The sequence below is a fragment of the Streptomyces sp. NBC_01497 genome (assembly GCF_036250695.1).
GTDB lineage: Bacteria > Actinomycetota > Actinomycetes > Streptomycetales > Streptomycetaceae > Streptomyces.
Genome location: NZ_CP109427.1, coordinates 2822544 through 2846684, shown reverse-complemented (window position 1 = coordinate 2846684; position 24141 = coordinate 2822544). Strand labels below are relative to the sequence as shown.

The 24141-nt window shown below is 71.1% G+C and carries 20 protein-coding genes and 1 pseudogene; 9 read left to right on the top strand and 12 right to left on the bottom strand.

All coding sequences use genetic code 11. The features are described from left to right. Nucleotides 1–14: 14 nt before the first annotated feature. Nucleotides 15–281 (bottom strand): hypothetical protein, encoded by a 267-nt coding sequence (locus tag OG310_RS12070; RefSeq protein ID WP_329455880.1) that lies wholly within the window; start codon nt 279–281, stop codon nt 15–17. Next, nucleotides 278–1171, bottom strand: a complete 894-nt coding sequence (locus tag OG310_RS12065; RefSeq protein WP_329460141.1) for an SPFH domain-containing protein — start codon at nt 1169–1171, stop codon at nt 278–280. Before OG310_RS12065 ends, OG310_RS12070 begins: the two co-directional genes overlap by 4 nt. A 385-nt stretch (nt 1172–1556) precedes the next feature. Between OG310_RS12065 and OG310_RS12060 the strand changes: the two genes are divergently transcribed. Next, nucleotides 1557–3920, top strand: coding sequence for a transglycosylase domain-containing protein (locus OG310_RS12060; protein WP_329455879.1), 2364 nt, complete (start codon nt 1557–1559; stop codon nt 3918–3920). Nucleotides 3921–4045: 125 nt separating this feature from the next. On the opposite strand, the gene OG310_RS12055 is transcribed toward OG310_RS12060, so the two are convergent. From OG310_RS12055 to OG310_RS12045, 3 genes and pseudogenes are all read right to left on the bottom strand, one after another. Further along, the gene (locus OG310_RS12055) at nt 4046–5509 is read right to left on the bottom strand and encodes a catalase (protein WP_329455878.1); all 1464 of its coding nucleotides are present in this window, start codon (nt 5507–5509) and stop codon (nt 4046–4048) included. A gap of 602 nt (nt 5510–6111) precedes the next feature. Next, nucleotides 6112–7245: pseudogene (locus OG310_RS12050) on the bottom strand (ATP-binding SpoIIE family protein phosphatase); the annotation flags it as partial. 469 nt (nt 7246–7714) lie between these two features. Beyond that, a complete protein-coding gene (locus OG310_RS12045; protein WP_329455877.1) occupies nt 7715–9379 on the bottom strand; it encodes a fumarate hydratase in 1665 nt (554 codons plus the stop codon). 192 nt (nt 9380–9571) lie between these two features. Here OG310_RS12045 and OG310_RS12040 point away from each other — a divergent pair, with 192 nt between their 5' ends. Together OG310_RS12040 and OG310_RS12035 are read left to right on the top strand one after the other, a co-directional pair. After that, nucleotides 9572–10249, top strand: a complete 678-nt coding sequence (locus tag OG310_RS12040) for a DUF1707 SHOCT-like domain-containing protein (protein ID WP_329455876.1) — start codon at nt 9572–9574, stop codon at nt 10247–10249. A gap of 671 nt (nt 10250–10920) precedes the next feature. Continuing rightward, nucleotides 10921–11304, top strand: a complete 384-nt coding sequence (locus OG310_RS12035; protein WP_329455875.1) for a WhiB family transcriptional regulator — start codon at nt 10921–10923, stop codon at nt 11302–11304. A 154-nt stretch (nt 11305–11458) separates the two neighbouring features. On the opposite strand, the gene glpX is transcribed toward OG310_RS12035, so the two are convergent. Beyond that, on the bottom strand, nt 11459–12490 hold the full coding sequence (gene glpX / locus OG310_RS12030) for a class II fructose-bisphosphatase (protein ID WP_329455874.1): 1032 nt from the start codon (nt 12488–12490) through the stop codon (nt 11459–11461). Between the two features lie 185 nt (nt 12491–12675). Between glpX and OG310_RS12025 the strand changes: the two genes are divergently transcribed. Together OG310_RS12025 and OG310_RS12020 are read left to right on the top strand one after the other, a co-directional pair. Continuing rightward, nucleotides 12676–13434, top strand: coding sequence for a DUF4245 domain-containing protein (locus tag OG310_RS12025; protein ID WP_443078615.1), 759 nt, complete (start codon nt 12676–12678; stop codon nt 13432–13434). Between the two features lie 29 nt (nt 13435–13463). Continuing rightward, the gene (locus OG310_RS12020; RefSeq protein WP_329455873.1) at nt 13464–13706 is read left to right on the top strand and encodes an exodeoxyribonuclease VII small subunit; all 243 of its coding nucleotides are present in this window, start codon (nt 13464–13466) and stop codon (nt 13704–13706) included. A gap of 306 nt (nt 13707–14012) precedes the next feature. Here OG310_RS12020 and xseA read toward each other — a convergent pair whose 3' ends face one another. Beyond that, nucleotides 14013–15218, bottom strand: a complete 1206-nt coding sequence (gene xseA, locus OG310_RS12015; RefSeq protein ID WP_329455872.1) for an exodeoxyribonuclease VII large subunit — start codon at nt 15216–15218, stop codon at nt 14013–14015. Between the two features lie 138 nt (nt 15219–15356). Between xseA and OG310_RS12010 the strand changes: the two genes are divergently transcribed. Beyond that, nucleotides 15357–16355: a 4-hydroxy-3-methylbut-2-enyl diphosphate reductase gene (locus OG310_RS12010; protein WP_329455871.1), complete on the top strand. Its 999-nt coding sequence runs from the start codon at nt 15357–15359 to the stop codon at nt 16353–16355. Between the two features lie 70 nt (nt 16356–16425). Further along, nucleotides 16426–17166 carry a polyphosphate--glucose phosphotransferase gene (gene ppgK, locus OG310_RS12005; RefSeq protein ID WP_329455870.1) on the top strand — a complete coding sequence of 247 codons (741 nt, stop codon included), beginning with the start codon at nt 16426–16428 and terminating at the stop codon, nt 17164–17166. A 27-nt stretch (nt 17167–17193) separates the two neighbouring features. On the opposite strand, the gene OG310_RS12000 is transcribed toward ppgK, so the two are convergent. Then, on the bottom strand, nt 17194–17817 hold the full coding sequence (locus tag OG310_RS12000) for a DUF6542 domain-containing protein (protein WP_443078614.1): 624 nt from the start codon (nt 17815–17817) through the stop codon (nt 17194–17196). Between the two features lie 204 nt (nt 17818–18021). Between OG310_RS12000 and ychF the strand changes: the two genes are divergently transcribed. Further along, on the top strand, nt 18022–19110 hold the full coding sequence (gene ychF, locus OG310_RS11995) for a redox-regulated ATPase YchF (RefSeq protein ID WP_329455869.1): 1089 nt from the start codon (nt 18022–18024) through the stop codon (nt 19108–19110). A gap of 149 nt (nt 19111–19259) precedes the next feature. Here ychF and OG310_RS11990 read toward each other — a convergent pair whose 3' ends face one another. Both OG310_RS11990 and OG310_RS11985 read right to left on the bottom strand, forming a co-directional pair. Further along, nucleotides 19260–19652: a DNA-binding protein gene (locus tag OG310_RS11990; protein ID WP_329455868.1), complete on the bottom strand. Its 393-nt coding sequence runs from the start codon at nt 19650–19652 to the stop codon at nt 19260–19262. After that, nucleotides 19652–19903 (bottom strand): hypothetical protein, encoded by a 252-nt coding sequence (locus OG310_RS11985; RefSeq protein ID WP_329455867.1) that lies wholly within the window; start codon nt 19901–19903, stop codon nt 19652–19654. The genes OG310_RS11990 and OG310_RS11985 overlap by 1 nt, the downstream gene beginning before the upstream one ends. 1234 nt (nt 19904–21137) lie before the next feature. On the opposite strand from OG310_RS11985, the gene OG310_RS11980 reads away from it, so the two are divergent. After that, nucleotides 21138–21902 carry an SDR family NAD(P)-dependent oxidoreductase gene (locus tag OG310_RS11980; RefSeq protein WP_329455866.1) on the top strand — a complete coding sequence of 255 codons (765 nt, stop codon included), beginning with the start codon at nt 21138–21140 and terminating at the stop codon, nt 21900–21902. A gap of 115 nt (nt 21903–22017) precedes the next feature. Here the strand turns inward: OG310_RS11980 and OG310_RS11975 are convergent, their stop codons facing one another. Together OG310_RS11975 and OG310_RS11970 are read right to left on the bottom strand one after the other, a co-directional pair. Further along, nucleotides 22018–22650: a TetR/AcrR family transcriptional regulator gene (locus OG310_RS11975; protein ID WP_329455865.1), complete on the bottom strand. Its 633-nt coding sequence runs from the start codon at nt 22648–22650 to the stop codon at nt 22018–22020. Then, complete coding sequence (locus OG310_RS11970; protein ID WP_329455864.1) at nt 22643–23488, bottom strand: alpha/beta fold hydrolase; 846 nt, start codon at nt 23486–23488, stop codon at nt 22643–22645. Before OG310_RS11970 ends, OG310_RS11975 begins: the two co-directional genes overlap by 8 nt. Nucleotides 23489–24141 lie beyond the last annotated feature (653 nt).

The window sequence follows — 24141 nt, the reverse complement described above, 5'->3', positions numbered from 1 at the left end:
CGCCGTCCCGCCCCTCAGGTGCTCGTCGCCCCCGGTCCCGGGCCGGGGGGCTGCTCACCCGGGGCCGGGCGGCGCGGCCGGCCCCGGGGCGGGATGGGCCGGGCGGTGCCCGGCAGCCGGCCCGCCTCCGCCAGGGCGCGCCGCAGCAGGTACTCGATCTGCGCGTTGGTGCTGCGCAGCTCGTCCGAGGCCCAGCGGGCCAGCGCCTCGTAGACCACGGGATCCAGCCGCAGCAGTACCTGTTTGCGTTCAGCGCCCCGACGCGGGCCCGGTTCCGTCACTGGTACAGCGTGCCCGTGTTGACGATGGGCTGTGCGGCCCGGTCGCCGCAGAGCACCACGAGCAGGTTCGACACCATGGCCGCCTGACGGTCCTCGTCCAGCGTGACGATGTCCTCCTGCCGGAGACGGCGCAGCGCGGCCTCGACCATGCCGACCGCGCCGTCCACGATCTCCCGGCGCGCCGCGACCACCGCGCCCGCCTGCTGCCGCTGGAGCATCGCGGATGCGATCTCCGGCGCGTACGCGAGGTGGGTGAAACGGGACTCGATGATCTGCACCCCGGCCGCCTCCACCCGTGCCGACAGTTCGACCACCAGCTTCTCCGTGATCTCCTCGGCGTTGCCGCGCAGGGACAGGTGGCTCTCGTCGTGCGCGTCGTAGGGGTACTCGATGGCGATGTGCCGCACGGCCGCCTCGGTCTGGGTCGCGACGAACTCCAGGAAGTCGTCCACCTCGAAGGTGGCCTGCGCGGTGTCGCGCACCTTCCACACCACGACCGCCGCCAGCTCGATCGGGTTGCCGTAGGCGTCGTTGACCTTGAGCACCGGCGTCTCGTTGTTGCGGACGCGGGTGGAGACGGGGCGTCGCGTCGTGAGCGGGTTCACCCACCGCAGGCCGTCCGTGCGGATCGTCCCCCGGTAACGGCCGAACAGCTGGACCACCCGGGCCTCGCCGGGCGCCACCATGTTCAGCCCGCGCATCGCCATGAGCGCCGCGATGATCACCACGATCCCGGCCGGGACGAGGGCGCTCTTGACCGTCGTGCTGTCGTTGCCCGCCGCCACGGCGAGCAGGGCCACGCCGATCACCAGACCTATGAGGCCGAGCAGCAGGGCGAGGCCGCCACTGATGCTGTGGGCCGTCGTCTCCCTGACATGAGCCTGCGGCATCTTCGGTACGTCGGGAGCGCTGCCGCCCGGAGAGGGTGCGGTCCCCGCTGGAGTCCTGCGCTCCGCGTTCTCGCTGGTGGAAGCCATCTCACTACCCCGTTCCCTTCGCGGGCGCCGCACGGACGCCCGGTCGGACCGCCATCCGGCCCACTAGCATTGTGATATCAGATTAACGGAGATAGCAACCGTTTGGCCCTACCGTGAGTCGGTTCCAGTCGAGACGGGTGGTTCTTCTCACGTCCCCGAAGCCGGATCGACCGCCGTGCGCCATAGGGCACGGTGTTAGTTTTCTGAGCTGGTTTGCACAATGTTCAAGCGGATTCCGGCGGCGGGGGCCTCGACACGGATCACCGGTACCGAGACCTGAGAGCGGAGCGAGACACCGATGGGCCGAGCAGATGAGCGACGCGCCCGGCAGCAGGCCACGCGCCGCGCCGGCCGCCAGGGGAGCACGGGGAAAAAACGCGGCATACGCCGCCTCTTCACCTGGAAGAAGATCCTCGGCACGTTCCTCGGCCTCGCCGTGCTGGTGATCGGCGGCTTCGTCTTCGCGTACATGTCGGTCTCGGTGCCGGCCGCGAACGCGGACGCCCAGCGCCAGAGCAACGTCTACGAGTACAGCGACGGCAAGGTGCTCGCCAGGACCGGCGCGATCAACCGCGAGATCGTGGGTCTCGACCAGGTGCCCAAGGGTGTGCAGCACACGTTCGTCGCCCTGGAGAACAAGACCTTCTACCAGGACTCCGGCGTCGACTTCAAAGGCACCGCGCGCGCCCTCATCAGCACGGTCACCGGCCACGGCAAGCAGGGTGGCTCGACCATCACCCAGCAGTACGTGAAGAACTACTACCTGAACCAGGACCAGACGGCGACCCGCAAGCTCAAGGAGCTCGTGATCTCGCTCAAGGTGGACCGCAACAAGTCCAAGGGCGACATCCTGGCCGGGTACATGAACACCAGCTACTACGGCCGCAACGCGTACGGCATCCAGGCCGCCGCGCAGGCGTACTACGGCGTGGACGCCTCCCAGCTCAGCGTCAACCAGGGCGCCTACCTCGCCGCGCTGCTCCAGGCGCCCAGCCAGTACGACTGGGCCGTGGCCACGCCCACCGGCAAGAAGCTCGTCACGGACCGCTGGAACAACGTCCTCAAGAACATGGTCTCCATGCACTGGCTGTCCGCACAGGACCGGGCCGGCATGAAGTTCCCCGTACCGATCACGCCCAAGCCGCAGGCAGGCCTCAGCGGCCAGACCGGCTACCTGGTGGACGCCGCCGACAAGGAGCTGGAGAGGCGGTTGGAGACGCAGGGCGAGTCCGCGTCCGACGCGCAGGCGCGGGTCGCCGCCGGCGGCTGGACGATCACGCTCAACATCGACCGGAAGAAGGAGGGCCAGCTGGAGGACGCCGTCAAGCACCAGCTGACCTCCAAGCTCGAACCGAAGGACCGGGAGCGCGACAAGGACGCCCAGGCAGGCGCGGCCTCCGTCGACCCGAAGACCGGCAAGGTCCTCGCCCTCTACGGGGGCAAGGACTACATGTCGCACGCCACCAGCAACGCCACGCGCGAGGACTACCAGCCGGCGTCGACGTTCAAGCCGGTCATCTTCGCCACCGCCCTGCAGAGCGGCGCGCAGACCCAGCTGGGCAAGCCGATCAACGCGAACACCCTCTACGACGGCACCAGCGGCCGGTCCGTCAAGGGCAGCAGCATCGCGTTCGCGCCGACCAACGAGGACGGCACCAACTACGGCCCGATCACCGTCCAGAAGGCCATGGACGACTCGGTCAACTCCGTCTTCGCGCAGATGGGCGTGGACGTCGGTATGACGCAGGTGCTCAAGACCGCCGGCAAGCTCGGTATGGACATGACGAACCAGCAGCCCTACCCGTCCCAGACGCTCGGCACGATGGGCGCGAGCCCGCTCCAGATGGCCGGCGTCTACGCGACACTCGACAACCACGGCAGGCTCGTCACGCCCGCCGTCCTCAAGTCGGCCGAGCACCAGGGCACGAAGGTGTCCCTGCCCGACCCGATCGGGCAGCAGGTGCTCACCCGCAACACCGCCGACTCCGTCACCTCCGTCCTGACCGGCGTGGTCGACGAGGGCACGGGCTCCATCGTGAAGAACAAGAACTTCCAGGTCGCGGGCAAGACCGGCACCTCCGACGACGACGTCTCCGCCTGGTTCACCGGCTTCACCCCGGACATGGTCACCTCCGTGGGCCTCTTCGGCGAGGCGGCGAAGGCGGAGAGCGTCGAGGGCAAGAAGTACCCCCAGTACGGCCATGTGCCGCTGACCGGCACCGGCGGCCTGACCGCGCAGGGCGGCCGCGTCAACGGTGGCGGCTACCCGGCCCAGATCTGGGGCGAGTTCATGTCGGGCGCCGACCCGGTGCACGGCGCGAAGGGCAAGTTCGACCTGGACACCGACCAGGGCGCGGCGGTCGCTCCGCCGCCGTCCGCGACGACCTCCCCGTCGATCACCGACTCGCCGAGCGCGCCCGACTCGCCCTCGACGTCGGACAGCCCGCCGCCGTCCCCGTCGCACAGCGAGCCGGCGCCGCCGCCGGAGTCCTCGCCCGGTGACGGCCAGGACTCACCGCCCGCCAGCGACGAGCCGCCGGGCAGTGGCGAGTCGTCCCCGGCGTCCCCGCCGGTGACTCCGCCGCTGGGCGGCACGGACGCGGGCGCGGGCAACGGCAACGGCAACGGCAACGAGGACAACAACGGCCTGCTCAACCCCTGATCGCGCGCCCGGACCGGGCCACGGCCCCGGCCGGGGCCTCGATCGCGGCACCCCACAGGGCCCCGGCCGACGCGCTGTCCGCGCGCCGGCCGGGGCCCTGGGCCGTGCCTGCTCCCAGCGGCGCGTCAGCCGCCGTTGACCTTCTTGGCGATCCGGTCGCCCACGTTCTTGTCGATGTTCCGCCAGTACTGGATCGCCCGCTCCAGCACCGGCCGCGAGACGCCCTGGAGCAGGTGCCCGGAGACGTTCGAGACGAGCCGGTCGCGCTGCGCGTCGTCGAGAACGTTGCGGACCATCGCGCCGGGCTGGCCCCAGTCGTCGTCCTCGCGGTGCAGCGTGTAGGTCTCCCGGACCATCTCGCCGGCCGCGGCCCAGCCCGCGGGATCACCGAAGCGGCCGAAGTCCGCCGCGGGGCCGCCGTAGGAGTTCGGCGCGTACGGCATCGACGCCTTCGAGGGCGTGTACCGCATCGAGCCGTCCCTGCTGTACGAGTTGACGGCGGAGTGCGGGCGGTTCGGCGGCAGCTGCGTGTAGTTGGGGCCGATCCGGTACCGATGGGTGTCCGGGTACGAGAACAGCCGGCCCAGCAGCATCTTGTCCGGCGACGGGCCGATGCCCGGCACCATGTTCGACGGCTCGAACGCGGCCTGCTCGATGTGGACGAAGAAGTCCTCGGGATTCCTGTCGAGGACCATCCGGCCCACATCGATCAGCGGATAGTCCGCGTGCGGCCACACCTTGGTCAGGTCGAACGGGTTGAAGCGGTAGTCCGGCGCGTCGTCGAACGGCATGACCTGGACCTTGAGCGACCAGCTCGGGGCGTTGCCCGACTCGATCGACTCGTACAGGTCGCGGCGGTGCTTGTCCGCGTCGTGGCCCGCGAGTTCGTCGGCCTCCGCCTGGGGGAGGTAGTCGATGCCCTGGTCCGTCTTGAAGTGGTACTTCACCCAGAACCGCTCGCCGGCCCCGTTGATCCACATGTACGTGTGGGAGCCGTAGCCGTTCATGTTCCGGTACGTCTTCGGGATGCCCCGGTCGCCCATCAGCCAGGTGACCTGGTGGGCGGATTCCGGCGACAGCGTCCAGAAGTCCCACTGCATGTCGTTGCTGCGCAGCCCGGTCGCCGGGTGCCGCTTCTGACTGTGGATGAAGTCCTGGAACTTGATCGTGTCCCGCACGAAGAAGACCGGGGTGTTGTTGCCGACCAGGTCGTAGTTGCCATGCTCGGTGTAGAACTTCAGCGCGAAGCCGCGCGGGTCGCGCCAGGTGTCGGGGGAGCCCTGCTCGCCCGCGACCGTGGAGAACCGCGCCAGCATCTCCGTGCGCTTGCCCGGCTGGAAGAGGTCGGCCTTGGTGAACTGGCTGACGTCGTTCGTGACCTCGAAGAAGCCGTACGCGCCCGCGCCCTTGGCGTGGACCACCCGCTCGGGCACCCGTTCGCGGTTGAACTGGGCCATCTTCTCGATGGCGTAGTGGTCCTGGAGCAGAATCGGGCCGTCGGGTCCCAGGGTCAGGGAGTGCTCGTCGCTCTCGATCGGGATACCGACGTTGTTGGTGGTGAACGGCGCCTTCGGGGGTGACTCTGACACTTTGTGGCCTCCCGCACATAAGAAGGCCCGGGGGCCGGGGACCGTCCCCCGGGCTGGCTGTGGACACATGCCGGCCCGCCGGGGCGCGCGACGCACGGCCCCGTGCCGGGCACAGCACCCGCCTGCCCCAGTGAACCGCCCCGACACCCCTTCGGCAACATGTGGAGAACGTCCGGCTTTGCCCATGAATCGAGCGCGTGCCCGGCGTCGGCACGCGGCGGGCCGTGCCCGCGCGCGGACGGTCCCGGAAACCCCGGGCCGCGCGAGGTCGCGACGGGCCGGGGGACGACTCGTCGGGATCACCCGGAGGAATGAACGGTCGAGACCCGGTGCCGTCTCGCGGGACCGGGACGGTGCCGCCGGGAGGTCCGGACCGCGCAGCCTGGACCGGGACGGCGGGCAGGGGAGTGCGCGCCGGGGCGCCCGGCTCAGGGGGCGTGGGCGGATGTCCGTGACGGGGGCACCGGAGCCAGGCCCGTCAGCGGTACCGCGAGCCCGGAGACGGGGCCGGCACCCCGGACCGAGGAGACGGCGCCGTCAGCCCGTACCGAGGGCGTGGCGGGCGCGCCGCCCGCCTCAGGCCAGGCGTCGCGCCGCCCGCGTCACGATCCCGTCGGGATCTCGAACCAGACCACCTTGCCGGTGGACAGCCGGGTCGCACCCCAGCGCCGCGCCAGCCGGTTGACCAGGAACAGCCCACGGCCGCCCTCGTCGGTCTCACGTGCCCTCCGCTGCCTCGGCAGCTGCGGCGAGTCGTCGCCGACCTCGCACCGCAGCACGTCCGTACGCAGCAGCCGCAGCGTCACCGGCCGCTCCGCGTACCGCACGGCGTTCGTCACGACCTCACTGATCAAGAGCTCGACCGAGTCGCTCAGCTCCTCCAGGCCCCAGCGTGACAGCGCCTTGCGGGCGAGCCGCCGGGCGCGGCCCGGGGCCGCGTGCTCCGGCTCCAGGAACCAGTACGCGACGTCGCTCGGCGCGATCCCGTCGAAGCGGGCCGCGAGCAGCGCGATGTCGTCGTCCCGGTCGCCCGGGCCCAGCACGTCCAGCACGTCGTCGCACAGGGCCTCCAGCGGCGGCGCGTGGTCGGGGCCCGTCAGCCGCGAGGTCGCCTCCAGCCGCTCCCGCAGCTGCTCGATGCCCGTCCACACGTCCCGCAGCCGCGACTCGACCAGGCCGTCCGTGTACAGCAGCAGCGTCGCGCCCGACGGGGCGTCCAGCTCCACCGCCTCGAAGTCGACCCCGCCGACGCCGATCGGCGCGCCCGGCGGCACCTTGAGGACCTCGGCGTGCCCGCCCAGGTGCAGCAGTATCGGCGGCGGATGACCCGCGTTCGCGATGGTGATCCGGTGCGCCACCGGGTCGTAGACCACGTACATGCAGGTCGCCATGCGGTCCGTGCCGAGGCGCTGGGCCTGCTCGTCCAGGTGGTGCAGCACTTCCTGCGGCGGCAGGTCGAGCCCCGCGAGGGTCTGCGCGGTCGTGCGGAACTGGCCCATCACGGCCGCCGACGTCATGGAGTGGCCCATCACGTCACCGACGACCAGCGCGACCCGGCTGCCGGGCAGCGGGATCGCGTCGTACCAGTCGCCGCCGACCCGTGCGGTCTCGGCCGCCGGCAGGTAGCGCGAGGCGAGCCGTACGCCGGTGGGCTGCGGCAGGTTCTCAGGCAGCATCGTGCGCTGCAGCTCGTCCGCGATGTAGGCCTCACGGCCGTACAGCATGGCCTTGTCGATGTCCGCCTCGACGACCTCCAGTTCCGCGTTGACCTTCGCGGCAGCCGCCTTGATCTGAGCCAGCGCCCGGATGTGCGCGCGCTCCAGACGGCCGCCGGAGATGGGGAAGTTCTCCACGGCGCGCTGCGTCTGGGCCCGCCACTTGGCGTGCGCGGGCACCCGCACCTCGCCCATCGAGTCGTGCTCGGTGCGGTGGCCGGAGCCGGCCGCGTGGTCGTCGTCCTGGCCGCTCGTCGGGCCGGTCGTCGGGTCGCTCATGGTGTTCGTACCTCCTGCAGGGGACAGCGCGGGGCCGCGTCGAAGTGTTCCCGCCAGGACGCATCTCACGACTCGGCCGCGCCGGCCGGCACGCGGCCCCGCGCGGCCGGTACGCGGCCCCGGGTACCCGCAGGCGGGCCGCGGCCCGGGAGCCGCGCAGCCGCGGCGCCCGGACAGCGGGCCGGGGGCTCCGGCCCGCCGCCCGGGACCCTCAGGCGAGACCGGGCCCGCGCACCGGGATGGAGGTGAACGTCGGCGCCGGAGCGGGCTCGGTGAAGAAGTCGTTGCCCTTGTCGTCCACGACGATGAACGCCGGGAAGTCCTCGACCTCGATCTTCCACACGGCCTCCATGCCGAGCTCCTCGTACTCCAGGACCTCGACCTTCTTGATGCAGTCCTGCGCGAGCCGGGCCGCGGGGCCGCCGATCGAGCCCAGGTAGAAACCGCCGTGCGCGTCGCACGCGTCCGTGACCTGCTTCGACCGGTTGCCCTTCGCGAGCATCACCTTGGAGCCGCCCGCCGCCTGGAACTGCTCCACGTAGCTGTCCATACGGCCGGCCGTCGTCGGACCGAAGGAGCCGGACGCGTACCCGGACGGGGTCTTCGCCGGGCCCGCGTAGTAGACCGGGTGGTCCTTGAGGTACTGCGGCATCCCCTCGCCGGCGTCCAGCCGCTCCTTGATCTTCGCGTGCGCGATGTCGCGCGCCACGACCAGCGGACCCGTCAGCGAGAGGCGCGTCTTCACCGGGAACCTGGTCAGCTCCGCGAGGATCTCGTCCATCGGCCGGTTGAGGTCGATCTTCACCACGCCGTCCTCGGACAGGTGCTCGTCCGTGGTCTCCGGCAGGAACCGTGCCGGGTCCCTCTCCAGCTGCTCCAGGAAGACACCCTCGGCGGTGATCTTCGCGACGGCCTGCCGGTCGGCCGAGCAGGACACGGCGATCGCCACGGGCAGCGAGGCACCGTGGCGCGGCAGCCGCACGACGCGGACGTCATGGCAGAAGTACTTGCCGCCGAACTGGGCGCCGATGCCGATCTTCTGTGTCAGCTCGAAGACCTGCTGCTCCAGCTCCTTGTCGCGGAAGCCGTGGGCCACCGGAGAGCCCTCGGTCGGCAGCTCGTCCAGGTAGTGCGCGGAGGCGTACTTCGCGGTCTTGAGCGCGAACTCCGCCGACGTACCGCCGACGACGATCGCCAGGTGGTACGGCGGACAGGCCGCGGTGCCCAGCGAACGGATCTTCTCCTCAAGGAACTTCATCATGGCGGACTCGTTGAGGATCGCCTTCGTCTCCTGGTACAGGAAGGACTTGTTGGCGCTGCCGCCGCCCTTCGCCATGAAGAGGAACTTGTACGCGCCGCCATCGGTCGCGTACAACTCGATCTGCGCCGGGAGATTCGAGCCGGTGTTCTTCTCCTCCCACATGGTGAGCGGAGCCATCTGCGAATAGCGCAGGTTCAGCTTCGTGTACGCGTCGAAGATGCCGTGCGAAAGGGCCTCTTCGTCGCCGCCCTCGGTCAGTACGTGCTGACCGCGCTTGCCCATCACGATCGCCGTGCCGGTGTCCTGGCACATGGGCAGGACACCCGCCGCCGCGATATTCGCGTTCTTCAGGAGGTCGAGCGCGACGAATTTGTCGTTGGAGGACGCGTCGGGGTCGTCGATGATGCGGCGCAGCTGCGCCAGGTGCGTCGGGCGCAGGTAGTGCGAGATGTCGTGCATGGCCTCGGCCGCGAGCGTACGGAGCGCCTCGGGCTCGACCTTGAGGAACGTACGACCGCCGGCCTCGAAGGTGGAGACGCCCTCGGCGGTCACCAGCCGGTACGGCGTGGTGTCTTCGCCTGTGGGCAGCAGATCGGAGTACTCAAACTCGGGCATTTAGGGCCATTCCTCACTCGACGGGCCGGCGGCTGCCCTCAACGTCGGCAGCCTCCTAAGCCTAGGACGCGGCACCGGCGCCGCTTGTGTGAGGTGACGCTCACCTGTGCGCGCGGCCCCGGCGCTCGATCCGGCACGCCGGGACGCGATAGCCCCTGGTCGCGATCTATCGCGTTTCGCTAGTCTGGTGCGGTGGACCTCGAAAAGCAGCCCCTCAAGCCCCCGGCCCCGGTGGCCCCCGGAGCGATCCGGGCCTCCGACGCCGACCGGGACAGGATCGCCGACATCCTCAAGGAAGCCCTGGCGGAGGGGCGCCTCGACGCGGAGGAGCACGGCGAGCGCATCGACGCGGTGTACCGCGCCAAGACCGTGGGAGAGCTGGAGCCGCTGGTGGCCGACCTGCCGGCGGCGGGCGACACGGCACACCCCGGGGCCCGGACCTCCTCCGGCTCGTCCTACGGATACGGCCCATCGGCGGGGGACGCCCCCGCCGAGACCCTGGTCGCGGTCTTCAGCTCGAACGTCCGCAAGGGGCGGTGGCGCATCGGACCGCGCACCAACGCGTTCAGCCTGTTCGGCAACATAGAGATCGACCTGACCGAGGCGCTGTTCGCCCAGCGGCAGACCGTGATCAACGCGACCTCGGTGTTCGGCAATGTCGAGGTGCGTGTTCCGGAGAACATCTCGCTGCGGGGCAGCGGCACCGGGATCTTCGGGAACTTCGAGGTCAGGACGCTGGAGGCGGCGGACCCCGAGGCGCCTTTGGTGATCGTCAACGGGTTCGCGGTGTTCGGCAACGTGGAGGCGAAGCCGAAGCGGGGCAAGCTGATCACCGACCTGCGCGACCGCGTGCGCAAGTACCTCGGCTGAGGCGGCGCGGGGAGCACCCGGGCGCTCGCGGCGCGGGTACGCGCGCGGTACGGGAGGTGCGGCGCGGGTACGCGCGCGGGGAGGCGCGGTGCGGGTGGCGCGCGGGGGTGTGCGGTGCGGGGGGAGGAGCGCGGTGCGGGGCGGGCGTGACGCGGGGCGTGCGTGGTTCGGCAGGGGGATGACGTGTGGCGGGGCACTGCGCTGGGTGAGGTGCGGAGGCCCGGCGCCTTGGAGGGCGGGCGTCCTGGACTCCGCAGCCGTGCGGGGCGCCGTGGCCGTCGAGGGCTCCGCGGCCGTCCCGGACTCCGGGTTGCCGTCCCGCGTCGCGTCCTTCGTCCCTTTCCCGGGCCCTTTCCGCCCGGCCGCCCCTTCGGCGAGTTTTTATGCGGATACAGTGCCGTCCTCCGCGTCCCGGCCTGGTTCCGGAAGTCCGCCGGGCTCCCCGAGTTCACCGAGTTCGTCGGTGAAGGGGACTTTCCGAATGCGCCGGATCGGCCTCCTTCGCGCGCATTTCAATTGCCCGTACTTGGCCCGACTCGGCCCCGACGTCCGGTATTCCGCACCCCGCTCCATGCCTCGAACCGTGTGCCACGCAGTGCATAGGCCCGCGTACAGCGGGTAGGGACCCCTGCGTCGTCTCTCGCTCGCGAAGCCGCCGTCAGGAGTAGACCGTGCTGCATCTCCCGCAGAAGCCACTGCAGGTCGCCGCCGCTGTGTCCCAGCAAAACCGCGTGCGCGAGGATCAGGCGGGCCCGTGGCACTCGGAAGCTGTGTGCCGTCGGGACGAGGCCGGATTGTTCTTCGCGCCCTCCAAGGAGCCGACGGCCGCCAGGCTGTCCCGTGAGGAGGCCGCGAAGCGGGTCTGTGCCCGCTGTCCGGTCATGGTGGAGTGCAGGGAGCACGCGCTGGTCCAGCCCGAGCCGTACGGGGTGTGGGGCGGCCTCACGGCCGCCGAGCGCCGCGTGGTGCTCGCCCGGCGCCGCCGCAGGGACGCGGAACTGCGCCAGGCGGCGTCGAGCTCGGCCTCCTCGGACCGGATAGCCGCGGCCGGCTGAGTCCGGCCGCGTCTTCGCGGGTACGGGAGGTGCCCCCGCCGCACAACGGGGGCACCTTCCGCATGTCTCCGCGATGGTTCTGTGGCGCGCGCCGGCGTCCTGCGGACGCGTGCGGCGGGCGCGGACGGGGATGCGGAGGGCCGGGGCGGCGGCCTTACTTGGCGCGGTCGAAGTCGACGGCGCTGTAGGCGCGCAGCTTCGACAGCCGGTGGGTGGAGTCGATCTGGCGGATCGTGCCGGACTTCGAACGCATCACCAGCGACTGCGTGGTGGCCGTCTCCGAGCGGTAGCGCACGCCGCGCAGCAGCTCGCCGTCCGTGATGCCGGTCGCGACGAAGAACACGTTCTCGCCGCTGACGAGGTCGTCCGTGGTGAGCACCCGGTCGAGGTCGTGCCCCGCGTCGAGCGCGCGGTGGCGTTCCGCGTCGTCCTTCGGCCACAGCTTGCCCTGGATGACGCCGCCGAGGCACTTCATCGCGCAGGCCGTGATGATCCCCTCGGGAGTGCCGCCGATCCCCATGAGCAGGTCGACGCCCGTCCCCTCGCGCACGGCCATGATCGCGCCGGCCACGTCGCCGTCGGAGATGAACTTGATCCGGGCGCCGGCCTCCCGGATCTCCTTGACGATGCCGTCGTGGCGCGGGCGGTCCAGGACGACGACCGTGACGTCCTCGGGCGAGGAGCGCTTGGCCCGGGCGACGCGCCGGATGTTGACGGCCACCGGGGCGTTGATGTCGACGAAGTCGGCCGCCTCCGGGCCTGTGACGAGCTTGTCCATGTAGAAGACGGCGGACGGGTCGAACATCGTGCCCCGGTCGGCCGCCGCGAGCACGGCGATCGCGTTGGGCATGCCCTTCGCGTTGAGCGTCGTGCCGTCGACGGGGTCCACGGCGATGTCGACCTCGGGGCCGGTGCCGTCACCGATGTGTTCCCCGTTGAACAGCATGGGCGCTTCGTCCTTCTCGCCCTCGCCGATCACGACGACACCGTTCATGGAGACGGTGGAGACCAGGGTCCGCATGGCGTTGACGGCCGCGCCGTCGGCACCGTTCTTGTCCCCGCGCCCGACCCAGCGTCCGGCGGCCATGGCGGCGGCCTCGGTGACGCGGACGAGTTCGAGGGCGAGGTTGCGGTCGGGCGCCTCGGGCGCCACGTCCAGCGGCGGCGGCAGGTGATGGTCTGTCATCGAAAGCGCGCACCTTTCTGCTGCTCCGGGGAGCCTGCTGGCTCCGCCGTGCCGGTCGGCGAGTCGGGGTGACGGCCCGGTCCGCCCAGTACGGAGAGCGGATGATCCGACTCTATCGGCTTCCCGCCAGATTGAGCAGTGGGCCCCACGGATGAGCGCGCGACGCGGGTGCGAACATATGGGGCGTGGCAGGCGACGAACAGCAGGGCGCGACGACGGCGGAGACGGCCGCACCGGCCGCCGCACCGACGGCCGAAGAGAGCGCGGGACAGAGCACGCGGCAGACTGCGGGGCCGGACGCTGATCCGGCGGTCGCGGGCGGCACGGAGCCGACGGCGGGCGGGGAAGCGGCACGGGCGGGCGCCGGGAGCGCCGCTCCGGACGTCGGCCGGCCCGGCGACAAGCCCGGCGGGGGCTCCCGCCGGCGCGAGAGGACCGTACGGGGCATGTTCCTCTCGCTCCTCGTCATCGGCGCCGCGGTGGCCGTGATCTACACCTTCTTCATCCCGCACGACGACAAGGCCGACCCGGTCAAGCGCGTCGACTACCGCGTGGAACTCATCACCGCGCGGCGGGCGGCGCCCTACCAGGTCGCGGCGCCCGCCGGCCTGCCGAAGACATGGAAGGCGACCTCCGTCACGTACGACCAGAGCGCGGGCAATGCCTGGCACCTCGGCTTCCTCGACCCGACAGGCCAGTACGTCGCGATCGAGCAGTCCACGTCGCCCACCAACGGCTACGTGACGAACGTCAGCCAGAACGCGAAGAAGACCGGCAGGACGCAGGAGATCGCCGGCAAGCAGTGGCAGCGCTGGAAGGGCGGCCACTACGACGCGCTGGTGCACACCGAGGGCAAGGCCACGACCGTGGTGACGGGCACGGCGTCGTACACCGGCCTCGCCAAGATGGCGGCGGCGCTGCGGTTCGTGCAGACCAAGGCCTGACTGTCGGTGGCCGGCCCTAAAATGGCGACATGGCCACAACGGATACGGACGCCGAGCCGGAGCAGCGCACCGGTGCGCTCGGGTACGAGCAGGCGCGGGACGAGCTCATCGAGGTCGTGCGCCGCCTGGAGGCGGGCGGCACCAGCCTGGAGCAGTCGCTCGCGCTGTGGGAGCGCGGCGAGGAACTCGCGAAGGTCTGCCGCCGCTGGCTGGACGGCGCCCGGGAGCGGCTGAACGCGGCCCTGGCGACGGACGAGCCCGCCGAGGACTGAGGCGCCCCGCGCCGCATCGCGAGGTCCGGGGCGGGATCGACCAAGGCGCCGAGCGACCGGGGAGCGGGCCCCGGGCCGGGAGGACGTACGACGCCCCGAGGCCGTTCCGCCGAATGCCGGATCCCCGGATGTCCGGTCCCCGGATGTCCGGTACCGCACTGCTGCCGTACTGCGATGCGGTCCTGCGCACGACGGGCAGTGGCCCGGAAGCCTCTCACCGGCCTTCCGCCCGCCGCCGGGCCACGCACATCCGCTGGACCGCAGGTGCCCGCGTCCGGTGACCCCGGCCGATCCCATCCGCCCGGGTCAGTCCGCCCGCACCCTCAGTTCACCCTCCGCGACCCGGGCACGCAGTTCGTCGCCCGCCGTGACCTGCTCCGGTGAGCGCACCACCGTGCCGTCCTCGCGCTGCAGCACCGCGTACCCGCGCTCCAGCGTCGCCGCGGGGGAGAGCGCCACCACGCGCGCCAGCGTGTGCGAGAGCTCCGAGTCCGCGCGGTCCAGGAGGTGGCGCAGGACGCGGCGGCCACGGTCCGCGAGGGCACCGACCTCGGCCTCCCGCTCGTCCACCATGCGCTGGGGCCGCTCCATCACCGGCCGCGCCAGCGCGTGGGCGAGCCCCCGCTCCTCCCGCTCCAGCAGGGCCCGCACCGTACGCAGGGCGCGCTCGCGCAGCGCGTCCACCCGGTCGAGTTCCTCGCCGACGTCCGGCACGACGCGTTTCGCCGCGTCCGTCGGCGTCGACGCCCGGACGTCCGCGACCAGGTCCAGCAGCGGCGAGTCCGGCTCGTGGCCGATCGCCGACACCACCGGCGTACGGCAGGCGGCGACCGTCCTGATCAGCTGCTCGTCCGAGAACGGCAGCAGATCCTCGACGCTTCCGCCGCCCCGCGCGACGACGATCACGTCCACCTCGTCCAGCGCGTCGAGCTCCTTGACCGCCGAGACGACCTGCGCGACCGCGTTGACCCCCTGCACCGCCGTGTTGCGCACCTCGAAGCGGACGGCGGGCCACCGGCGCCGCGCGTTCTCCAGCACGTCCCGCTCGGCCGCCGAGGCGCGCCCGCAGACCAGGCCGATCAGCTGCGGCAGGAAGGGCAGCGGCCGCTTGCGCTCCGCCGCGAACAGCCCCTCCGCCGTCAGCGACTTCCTCAGCTGCTCCAGCCGCACGAGGAGCTCGCCCATCCCCACCGGCCGGATCTCCACGGCCCGCAGCGAGAGCTGGCCGCGCGGCGCGTACCACTCCGGTTTCGCGTGGACCACCACGCGCGCGCCCTCCGACACCACGTCCGCGATCGCGTCGAACACCTGGCGGTAGCAGGTCACGCCCACCGAGATGTCGTACGACGGGTCGCGCAGCGTCAGGAAGACCACCCCGGCGCCCGGCCGGCGGGAGAGCTGCGTGATCTGCCCCTCCACCCAGACCGCACCCAGCCGGTCGATCCAGCCGCCGATGAGGCGTGACACCTCGCCGACGGGCAGCGGTGCCTCCGGTGACGTAGTCAGAGCCATACCCGCGAGCGTATCGGCCGGGTACGACAACGCGCCCGGGCCCGTACGGGCGCACCCGGACGCCGGCCGCCGGTGTACGCGCGGGCACGCCCCCACCGGCGCTCCCGCGCGCCGCGACCCTCCCCGTACGATGGCCATATGACTGCAACGCCCGACCAGCCCGCGTCGCCCGCCGGAACCGGAAAGCGTGTCCTGCTCGCCTCCCCCCGTGGGTACTGCGCGGGCGTGGACCGCGCCGTGATCGCCGTGGAGAAGGCCCTGGAGCAGTACGGCGCCCCGATCTACGTCCGGCACGAGATCGTCCACAACAAGTACGTCGTGAAAACCCTGGAGAAGAAGGGCGCCATCTTCGTCGAGGAGACGGCGGAGGTCCCCGAGGGCTCCATCGTCATGTTCTCGGCGCACGGCGTCGCCCCCGTCGTGCACGACGAGGCGGCCGCCCGCAACCTCGCCACGATCGACGCGACCTGCCCCCTCGTCACCAAGGTCCACCGCGAGGCCGTCCGGTACGCGAAGGAGGACTTCGACATCCTCCTCATCGGCCACGAGGGCCACGAGGAGGTCGTCGGCACCTCGGGCGAGGCGCCGGAGCACATCACGATCGTCGACGGCCCCGCCGACGTCGCCGACGTGAAGGTGCGCGACGAGTCCAAGGTCGTCTGGCTGTCGCAGACCACGCTCTCCGTGGACGAGACGATGGAGACGGTCGACAAGCTCAAGGAGAAGTTCCCCGGACTGGTCTCGCCGCCCAGCGACGACATCTGCTACGCGACGCAGAACCGTCAGATCGCCGTGAAGCAGATGGGCGCCGCCGCCGACCTGGTGATCGTGGTCGGTTCGAAGAACTCGTCCAACTCGGTCCGGCTGGTCGAGGTCGCCCTCGGCGCCGGCGCGCGCGCCGCGCACCTCGTCGACAGCGCCGACGAGATCGAGGAGTCCTGGCTCGGCGGCGTCACCACGGTCGGCCTGACCTCGGGCGCGTCCGTCCCGGACGTCCTCGTCGAGGGCGTCCTGGAATGGCTGTCGACGCGCGGCTTCGAGGACGTGGAGATCGTGAAGGCGGCCGAGGAGTCGATCACGTTCTCCCTGCCGAAGGAACTGCGCAGGGACCTGCGCGCGGAACTCGGAACGTCCTGAAGGGAACACCTTCCGACGGATTCCCCTGACGCGGGCGTGCGCCCTGCTGCCTGGCCTTAACGTTATGTTCATGAACGTCTTCGGAGTGGACATCGGCGGCTCTGGCATCAAGGGCGCACCCGTCGATCTGGACCGCGGCGACCTGGCGGAGCCCCGGCACAAAGTACTGACCCCGCACCCGGCCACGCCGGACGGCGTGCTCGAAGGCGTCGTGGAGGTCGTCCAGCACTTCGGCTGGTCCGGCCCGATCGGTGTCACCTTCCCCGGCGTGGTGACCGGGTCGGTGATCCGTACGGCGGCGAACGTCGACAAGTCCTGGGTGGACGTGGACGGGAGCAGCCTGATCGGCGAACGCCTCGGCATGCCGGTCACGGTCATGAACGACGCCGACGCGGCGGGCGTCGCCGAGATGACGTTCGGCGCGGGCCGCGGCCGCAAGGGCGTCGTGATGCTGCTGACGTTCGGTACGGGCATCGGCAGCGCCCTGTTCGTCGATGGCGTCCTCGTACCGAACACCGAGTTCGGCCACCTCGAACTGCACGGGCACGACGCGGAGAAGCGGGCGTCCTCCAAGGCCAAGGAGGACGAGGAACTCAGCTACCGCCACTGGGCGCAGCACCGGGTGCAGAAGTACCTCGCGCACCTGGAGATGCTCTTCACGCCCGAGCTGTTCATCATCGGCGGCGGCGTGAGCCGGAAGTCCGACAAGTTCCTGCACTACATCGAGGGCATCAACGCGGACATCGTCCCGGCGCAGCTGGAGAACAACGCGGGGATCGTCGGCGCGGCGATGACGGCGTCACAGCGTTAGCCGGTCCACGTCGCGGGACCCGGGGGCTCAGCCGCGGCGGGGCCCCCGCAGGGCGGCGCGCACGGCGGCGCCGGGCCGGGCGGACTCCGCCGCCCGCGCCGCCGCGTCCCGCTCCGACTGGCGCCGCCCCATCTGCCGGATCTTGCGTACGGACGCGATCACGCCGGCCACCAGCGTGCCCCCGTACAGCCAGCCGGCGTGCATCGCGAGCGACGTGACGACGGCCATCGCCTGTGTGACGAACCCGCCGGTACCGCCGGACACCGGCACGGTCCCGAGGGCGAACGCGATCGGGACCCCGATCGGCGCGGTGACCAGGTCGGCCGTCCGCACCCATAGCGCCGTCGCCGCGCTGACCGGCAGGAACAGCACCCCGAAGAACGCCGCGGAGCCATCGAACAGCAGGTCGTCCACGAACCCCAGGAAGACCATGGAGACCGCGGCGAACAGGCCCGCGCCCAGGCCGGTGAGGCGGGGGCTCGGCAGCTGCCGCAGCGCGGCCACGAGGGGCGGCACGCGGCGGACCGAAGGAACGGACGCGGTGGGCGCCACCGGCGCCCGATAGGCGCCCGCCGACGGGGCGAGCGGACCGCGCGGCACGTGGGAGGAGGGGGTACGGCGCTGGTATCGACCTGTCCTGTGCTGCTCCACCGGACCAACGTAGGGGCCCGAGGGGGAGGAAGCGGGCGCGGGACACGCGCTTTGGACGACCTTGGGGCTGCGTTCGAGAGCGCGACCGGTGACGGCGTCGCCGAGTCCGCCCGTAGACTTAACAGCTGACATCCCTCACCCGTGCCCCCCATCGCGCTCCTCACCCCTCCTTCTCCCACTCGCCTCCCACCGGAAGTCGCCACCGTGTCGCTCACGATCGGAATCGTCGGTCTGCCGAATGTCGGCAAGTCGACCCTTTTCAACGCCCTGACCAAGAACGACGTGCTGGCGGCCAACTACCCGTTCGCCACGATCGAGCCCAACGTCGGCGTCGTCGGAGTCCCCGACCCGCGCCTCGACAAGCTCACCGAGCTGTTCGCCTCCCAGCGGACCATCCCGGCGACCGTCGACTTCGTCGACATCGCGGGCATCGTGCGCGGCGCGTCGGAGGGCGAGGGCCTCGGCAACAAGTTCCTGGCGAACATCCGCGAGTCCGACGCGATCTGCCAGGTCATCCGCGCCTTCAAGGACGAGAACGTCGTCCACGTCGACGGCAAGGTCTCGCCGAAGGACGACATCGAGACCATCAACACCGAGCTGATCCTCGCCGACCTGCAGACCATCGAGAAGGTCCTCCCGCGCCTCCAGAAGGAGTCGCGGATCAAGAAGGACATCCAGCCGAAGGTCGCGGCCGTCGAAGAGGCGCAGGCCATCCTCGAATCGGGCCAGACCCTGTCCGCGGCGGGCATCGTCCAGGGCACCGAGCGCACCGAGCTCCTGCACGACCTGCACCTGCTGACGACGAAGCGCTTCCTGTACGTCTTCAACGTCGACGAGGACGAGCTGACCGACGACACCTTCAAGGCCGAGCAGCGCGCCCTGGTCGCGCCCGCCGAGGCGATCTTCCTCAACGCCAAGCTGGAGTCGGACCTCGCCGAACTCGACGACGAGGAAGCCCTCGAACTCCTCCAGTCGGTCGGCCAGGAGGAACCGGGCCTCGCCACCCTCGCGCACGTCGGCTTCCGCACCCTCGGCCTGCAGACCTACCTCACGGCAGGCCCCAAGGAATCCCGCGCCTGGACGATCAAGAAGGGCGCCACGGCCCCCGAGGCGGCCGGCGTCATCCACACGGACTTCCAGAAGGGCTTCATCAAGGCCGAGGTCATCTCCTACGGGGACCTCGTGGAGACCGGCTCGGTCGCGGACGCCCGCGCCGCGGGCAAGGCCCGCATGGAGGGCAAGGAATACGTGATGCAGGACGGGGACGTGGTGGAGTTCCGGTTCAACGTGTGACTGCCCCGTCGGTAAAACTGCCCGGCTTGTCTGTCGGTGAGTCGGGCAGTTTCTCCTGTCCGCGTGGGTCCTCGTGGGTCCTCGTGGGTCCTCGCGCGGCGAGCGCGGGGTGTCGGCGGCCCCCGGCCGACTCCGGTGCGGCAGGCGTTTCACACCTTGACGACTTCTGCGGCGAGGCCGCAGAGGAGCGTCAGGTCCTCCGGGTCGGAAGTGAGGACGGTGACCGGCTGGGGCGCCGTGCGGGCGATGGCGGCGATGGCGGCGTCGATGGCGTACTTGTGGCCGTGGAGACGGTGGGCGCGGAGGAGGCCCGCGGCCTGGTCAGTGACCTCCTTGGTGACGTCGTGAACGTCGACGCGGGAGAGAACCCACTTGATGCGGGCGGGGTGGATGCGCTCGTAGTCGGCTTCAAGGGTGGTCATCGCGCTCGTGGCCACGCGGACACCCTCTTCCGATGCCGCCTGGACAAGAGCCACGACGGTCCGGTCCTTGCGGTAGAGCTTCGAGAGCCCTTCACTGTCGAGCAGCAGGGTGCCGGGCATCAGGCGGCGGCCCCGCCGGCCTGCCGGTGGTCATGGCGCAGCAGCGCGCGGGCGGCTTCGACCTCCTCACGGGTGAGTTCGTCGTTGTCGGTCTCGAAGTCGCCGACGATCTCACGGAGTTTGTCCATGGCGACCCGTTGTTCGAGCGCTTCGGCGACGTAGGCGGAGAAACCGCCTGGGCCGACGTGGGCGCGCACGGCCTCGGCGAGGTCCTCGGGCAGGCTGATCGAATATTTCCTACTACTGCTCATGGTGTCGATCCTACCATCGGTAGTAAGCCTTTGTTCGGGAGGAATTTCCGAAGGCTGCGCCTTGCCTCGTCGGAGGTGTAGTCGGTATGCGGGCAGCCCACAGGCGGTCCGCAGGGCCCCCGCAAGCACCCGTCGGAGACCAACGCGCACCAACGGGGAAATACCGCTCAGGGTCCTGCGCAGGGCGTCACCGTAGATCGGGGTCAGAGGCCGAACGTTCCGCTTGCCTGTGTAGCGGGTGACTCGGTACCACTTCCGCCGGGGCGCTTCTCCGGCTACCTCGGTTCAGCCGCCCCGAGAGTGTCACCGCGCAGGGCCTTGTCCGTGGCACGTCCGATGATCGAGATGACGCCGACCGACGCCTCCGGCTCCGGCTGGTACCGCACGGCCATCTTCACCGGCCAGGTGCAGCAGTAGACCGGACCGCGGGCGGGCCCCCGCCGGATGCCCTCGCCGTCTGGCGCCTGGTCGTCATCGGCGACTTCGATGCGCGGTCCCAACACCGTTACTTCGAGGACCTGGCGCAGCACCAGATGATCCGCAGATGGGCCCCGGAGCGCTGAGCCGGAGCCGCTCCCCCCGCGGCGCGGCCGGCGGGATGGGAACGCCGCTGTGGCGAGGCCCCGAGCGGCTTACGCGGAAACGATCGTGGCTGCGAGGCTGCCCGTATCACTGCGTCCGGCGAAGGACTGCCGCCACCGGCACTTCTCACGTCCCTGGCCCTGGCCCTGGCCCAACGATGCACCGATCCACTAGGTCTCGCGCCGGTTGAGAGACCGCTCGGTCGAGACCACGGGCGATATCTACGGGTATCCGCCGCCCAGTGCGTGGGATCGCTGCCCGGATGTCCTGCAGCACGCCATGAGGCCCGCGTCCTCGGGCGGGACGTCCTAGCCGCCGAAGGAGGGCGAGCTGGAGCGCCGGCGCCCGAACTCCGTAGGCGGATGAGGGACGTCCGGCCTTCATGTTGCCGGGATTGAACGCCCGAGCTGGCATGGTGCTGGGCCGACCGCTGCAAAACCCATGTTTCTGCAGGTCGAGGGGCCTGCGCTACGGATTCCGGTCCACGGCCCACGGCGCCCTTTTATCCCCGAAGTCGGTGATGAGCGTCACCACACCTTATGTACGGGAAGTGGCATCTCCGATTTATGGTTGACACGTCAATCACTGGTGACCGCAGGTGAGCCGAGGCCGCCCGCACGCGGAGTCACCGACCACGGACCCGGAGGATCCCATGGGAACGCTCGACGGGAAGATCGTGCTCATCACCGGCACCGGAGGAGGTCAGGGCCGCGCCGCGTCACTGGTCTTCGCGCGGGAAGGTGCGAAGGTCATCGGCTCCGACATCCTGGCCGAGGCCAACAACGAGACTGTCGAACTGGTGCGCCGAGACGGCGGTGGGATGACGGGCATCGCGCCGATGGACCTCACCGACCCCGAGCAGGCACGGCGGACCGTCGAGGACGCGGTCGCCGTTCATGGAGGACTGGACGTCGTCTACAACAACGCGGCCGTCCAGTACTTCGGTCCGATGCCTGACTTCTCCGTCGCCGACTGGCGGGCGACCATCGCCGGGGAACTCGACATACCGTTCTTCGTCACGAAGTTCGCCTGGCCGCACCTGGTCCGGCGCGGTGGCGGCGTCATCATCAACGTCGCGTCCGAAGCCGGCATGATCGCCGGTGCGGTCCCGCCGATGGTCGCGCACACCGCGGCGAACGCCGGTGTCATCGCCATGACGCGCCAGTTGGCACTGGAAGGCGCCCGCCACGGGATCCGCGCGGTGGCCATCAGCCCCGGGCCCGTGCTCACCCCGGCCAGCCGCCGCGACCTCGGCGACGACACGTCGGCCCGCGAGGCCATCACCGCGAAGACGCTCCTCAAGCGGTTCGCCCAGCCCGAGGAGATCGTCGAGCTGGCGGCTTTCCTCGCCTCCGACCGCGCGTCCTACATCACCGGCGCCAACTATGCCGTCGACGGAGGCGCGACCGCCTGGTGACCCGGCGGAGTCCTGGTACGCGGCACCCCCCTTGCGCCCTGTGCGACCTCCCGTACGGCCCCGGAAACGGGGGGAGGGAGAAGGGGCCCGTGACCCGCACCGGCGCCGAGCCGCTTCACGCCTCCGGCTTCGGTTCCTGCTTCGGTTTCTGCTCGTGCAACATCTCGCTGCCGGGCTCGCAGACGTCCCCCCAGCTCGACAGGGCCATCCGCAGGGCCTGGATGAGGCGGTCGAAGCTCCGGTCGACGCTCGCCCGGAGGGCGAACGCGCCGCCGGCCTCCAGGGAGACGAATCCGTGCAGGGCGGCACGGAAGGCGCGGATGGCGTCGATGGCCTCGTCACCGTGGAGGCCGTAGCCGTCGATCACCGCCGCCACCACCTGGACCGCTCGCGCGCTGACTGCCTCGTCCTCGGCGTTGCCGGGGACGGGAGCCCGCTGGGCCGCCACGTAGCGGCCCGGATGGGCCTGTGCCCAGGTGCGGTAGGCGTGGGCCATCGCCACCAGGGCGTCGTCGCGGGCGCGGCCCATGACGGCCCGGCCCCACACGTCGGCGAGTTCGCCCTTCGCCTGTACGGCGATGCGCTGCTGGAGGGAGTCGAGGCTCTCGACGTGTTTGTACAACGACGGCTGGCGCACCCCGAGCCGGGTGGCGAGGCCCGCCAGGGTGACCCGGTTCAGCCCCACCTCGTCGGCCATCACCGCCGCTTCGGCGACCACCCGGTCCGTGTTCAGGCCGGCCCTAGGCACGAGCGGCCCCCGACGGCGTCGAGCGGAGGTGGGCGAGCACGAGCGCGGCGACCTGGCCGGGGAACTGGTCGTGCGGGTAGTGCCCGGCGCCCTCGATCATTTCGAGGCGGCCGAGGCCGGACGGCAGGGCGTCGACGATAGCGGAGCCCTCGGCGCCCGGGTCGGCCCAGTCGGGGTCGAGCGTTCCCATCACCACCAGGACCGGGCAGCGGACGTCCGCGAGCCGCTCTCCCGCGTCGGTCGGGGCGCTGCGGCCCATGCCCTGCAGGGCCTTCATGCGGCCCGGTTCGCGCAGCAGCGCGTCGATCCGGCCGATCCGCTCGGGCCAGTCGGCGGGCTTGGCGCCGGGGTAGGCCACGTCGAGGTAGGAGCGCCAGAGCGGCACGCTGCCCAGCACGCCTGTCCCCAGCAGCCGCAGCATGCCGCGCCGGAAGCGCTTCACCCGCAGGTCACCGAGGCGCACCGACTGCTTGCGGGTGAATGGCGCCAGCTCGACGACGGCGGTGATCAGGGAGGGCTCCAGCGCCGCCGCGATGGTGGCGGCGCCGCCGGAGATCGAGTGGCCGACGAGCACGGCCGGGCCGCCGAGGTGGCGGACCACGGCGAGCAGGTCACCCGCGATGGCCGTGCGGCTCCAGGCCGGCCAGTCGGTGCTGGACTCGCCGCAGCCGCGCAGATCGACGGAGGCGACCCGGTAGCCCGCCGCCACCAGCGGCGGGACCAGGGCGCGGTACGCGGAGCGGCTGTCGCCCATGCCGTGGGCGAGGACGACCAGCGGGCCGGATCCCGCCACCTCGTACGCGATCGTGCCGCCTTCGACGGCAAGGAACTCGGTCATGACATCCTCCAGGACTAGGTAGTCTCTCTAACCTGAAAGCTAGTACCTATAGCTAATGCGCGTCAAGCCCGTGCTGTTCTGTCCTGAGAGTTCTGTCCTGGGATGAGGACGGAGACGGGGCCGGGGAGGGGGAGTGTGACGGCGTGCTGTGGCGCCGACGGTCGGGGGAGGGGACGACGGTCGGAGGAGGGGCGACGGCCGGTGCGGGTGCCGGACTGCGCCGGGCGACGGCGGGTCCGAGCGGCTTTCCGCACGGAGGGGGAAGCGGAGGACGCGCGAGCGTGGCGGCCCAGGGGTCGCGGAATCCGTGTGTCGCGGAATCCGTGGCCTCTGCCCGGAGGGGGGCGAGCCTGGCGATCGCGGCCGTGGTGGGGGTGTCGGGCCGGTGATCCGTGCGTCGCAGGACGGGCCGGAGGCCGGTCACAGGAGCGCTCGGTACGGCCCCGGGTGACGAGGAAGACGACCATGGCGGCGGCGACGGTGAGCATGACACCCGACCCGGGCCACCGCATCGGGTGGATCCGTCGGGTGGACCCGGGAGAATCCGTCGGGTGGATGCGGGAGACGGGGGAGGCGGGGCGGCCCCGCCGGCCGAGGGCGTGGGGGTGGCCGCCCGCGCGGAGGTGCTGGTGAGCCGGGCCGTTGTCGTCGTG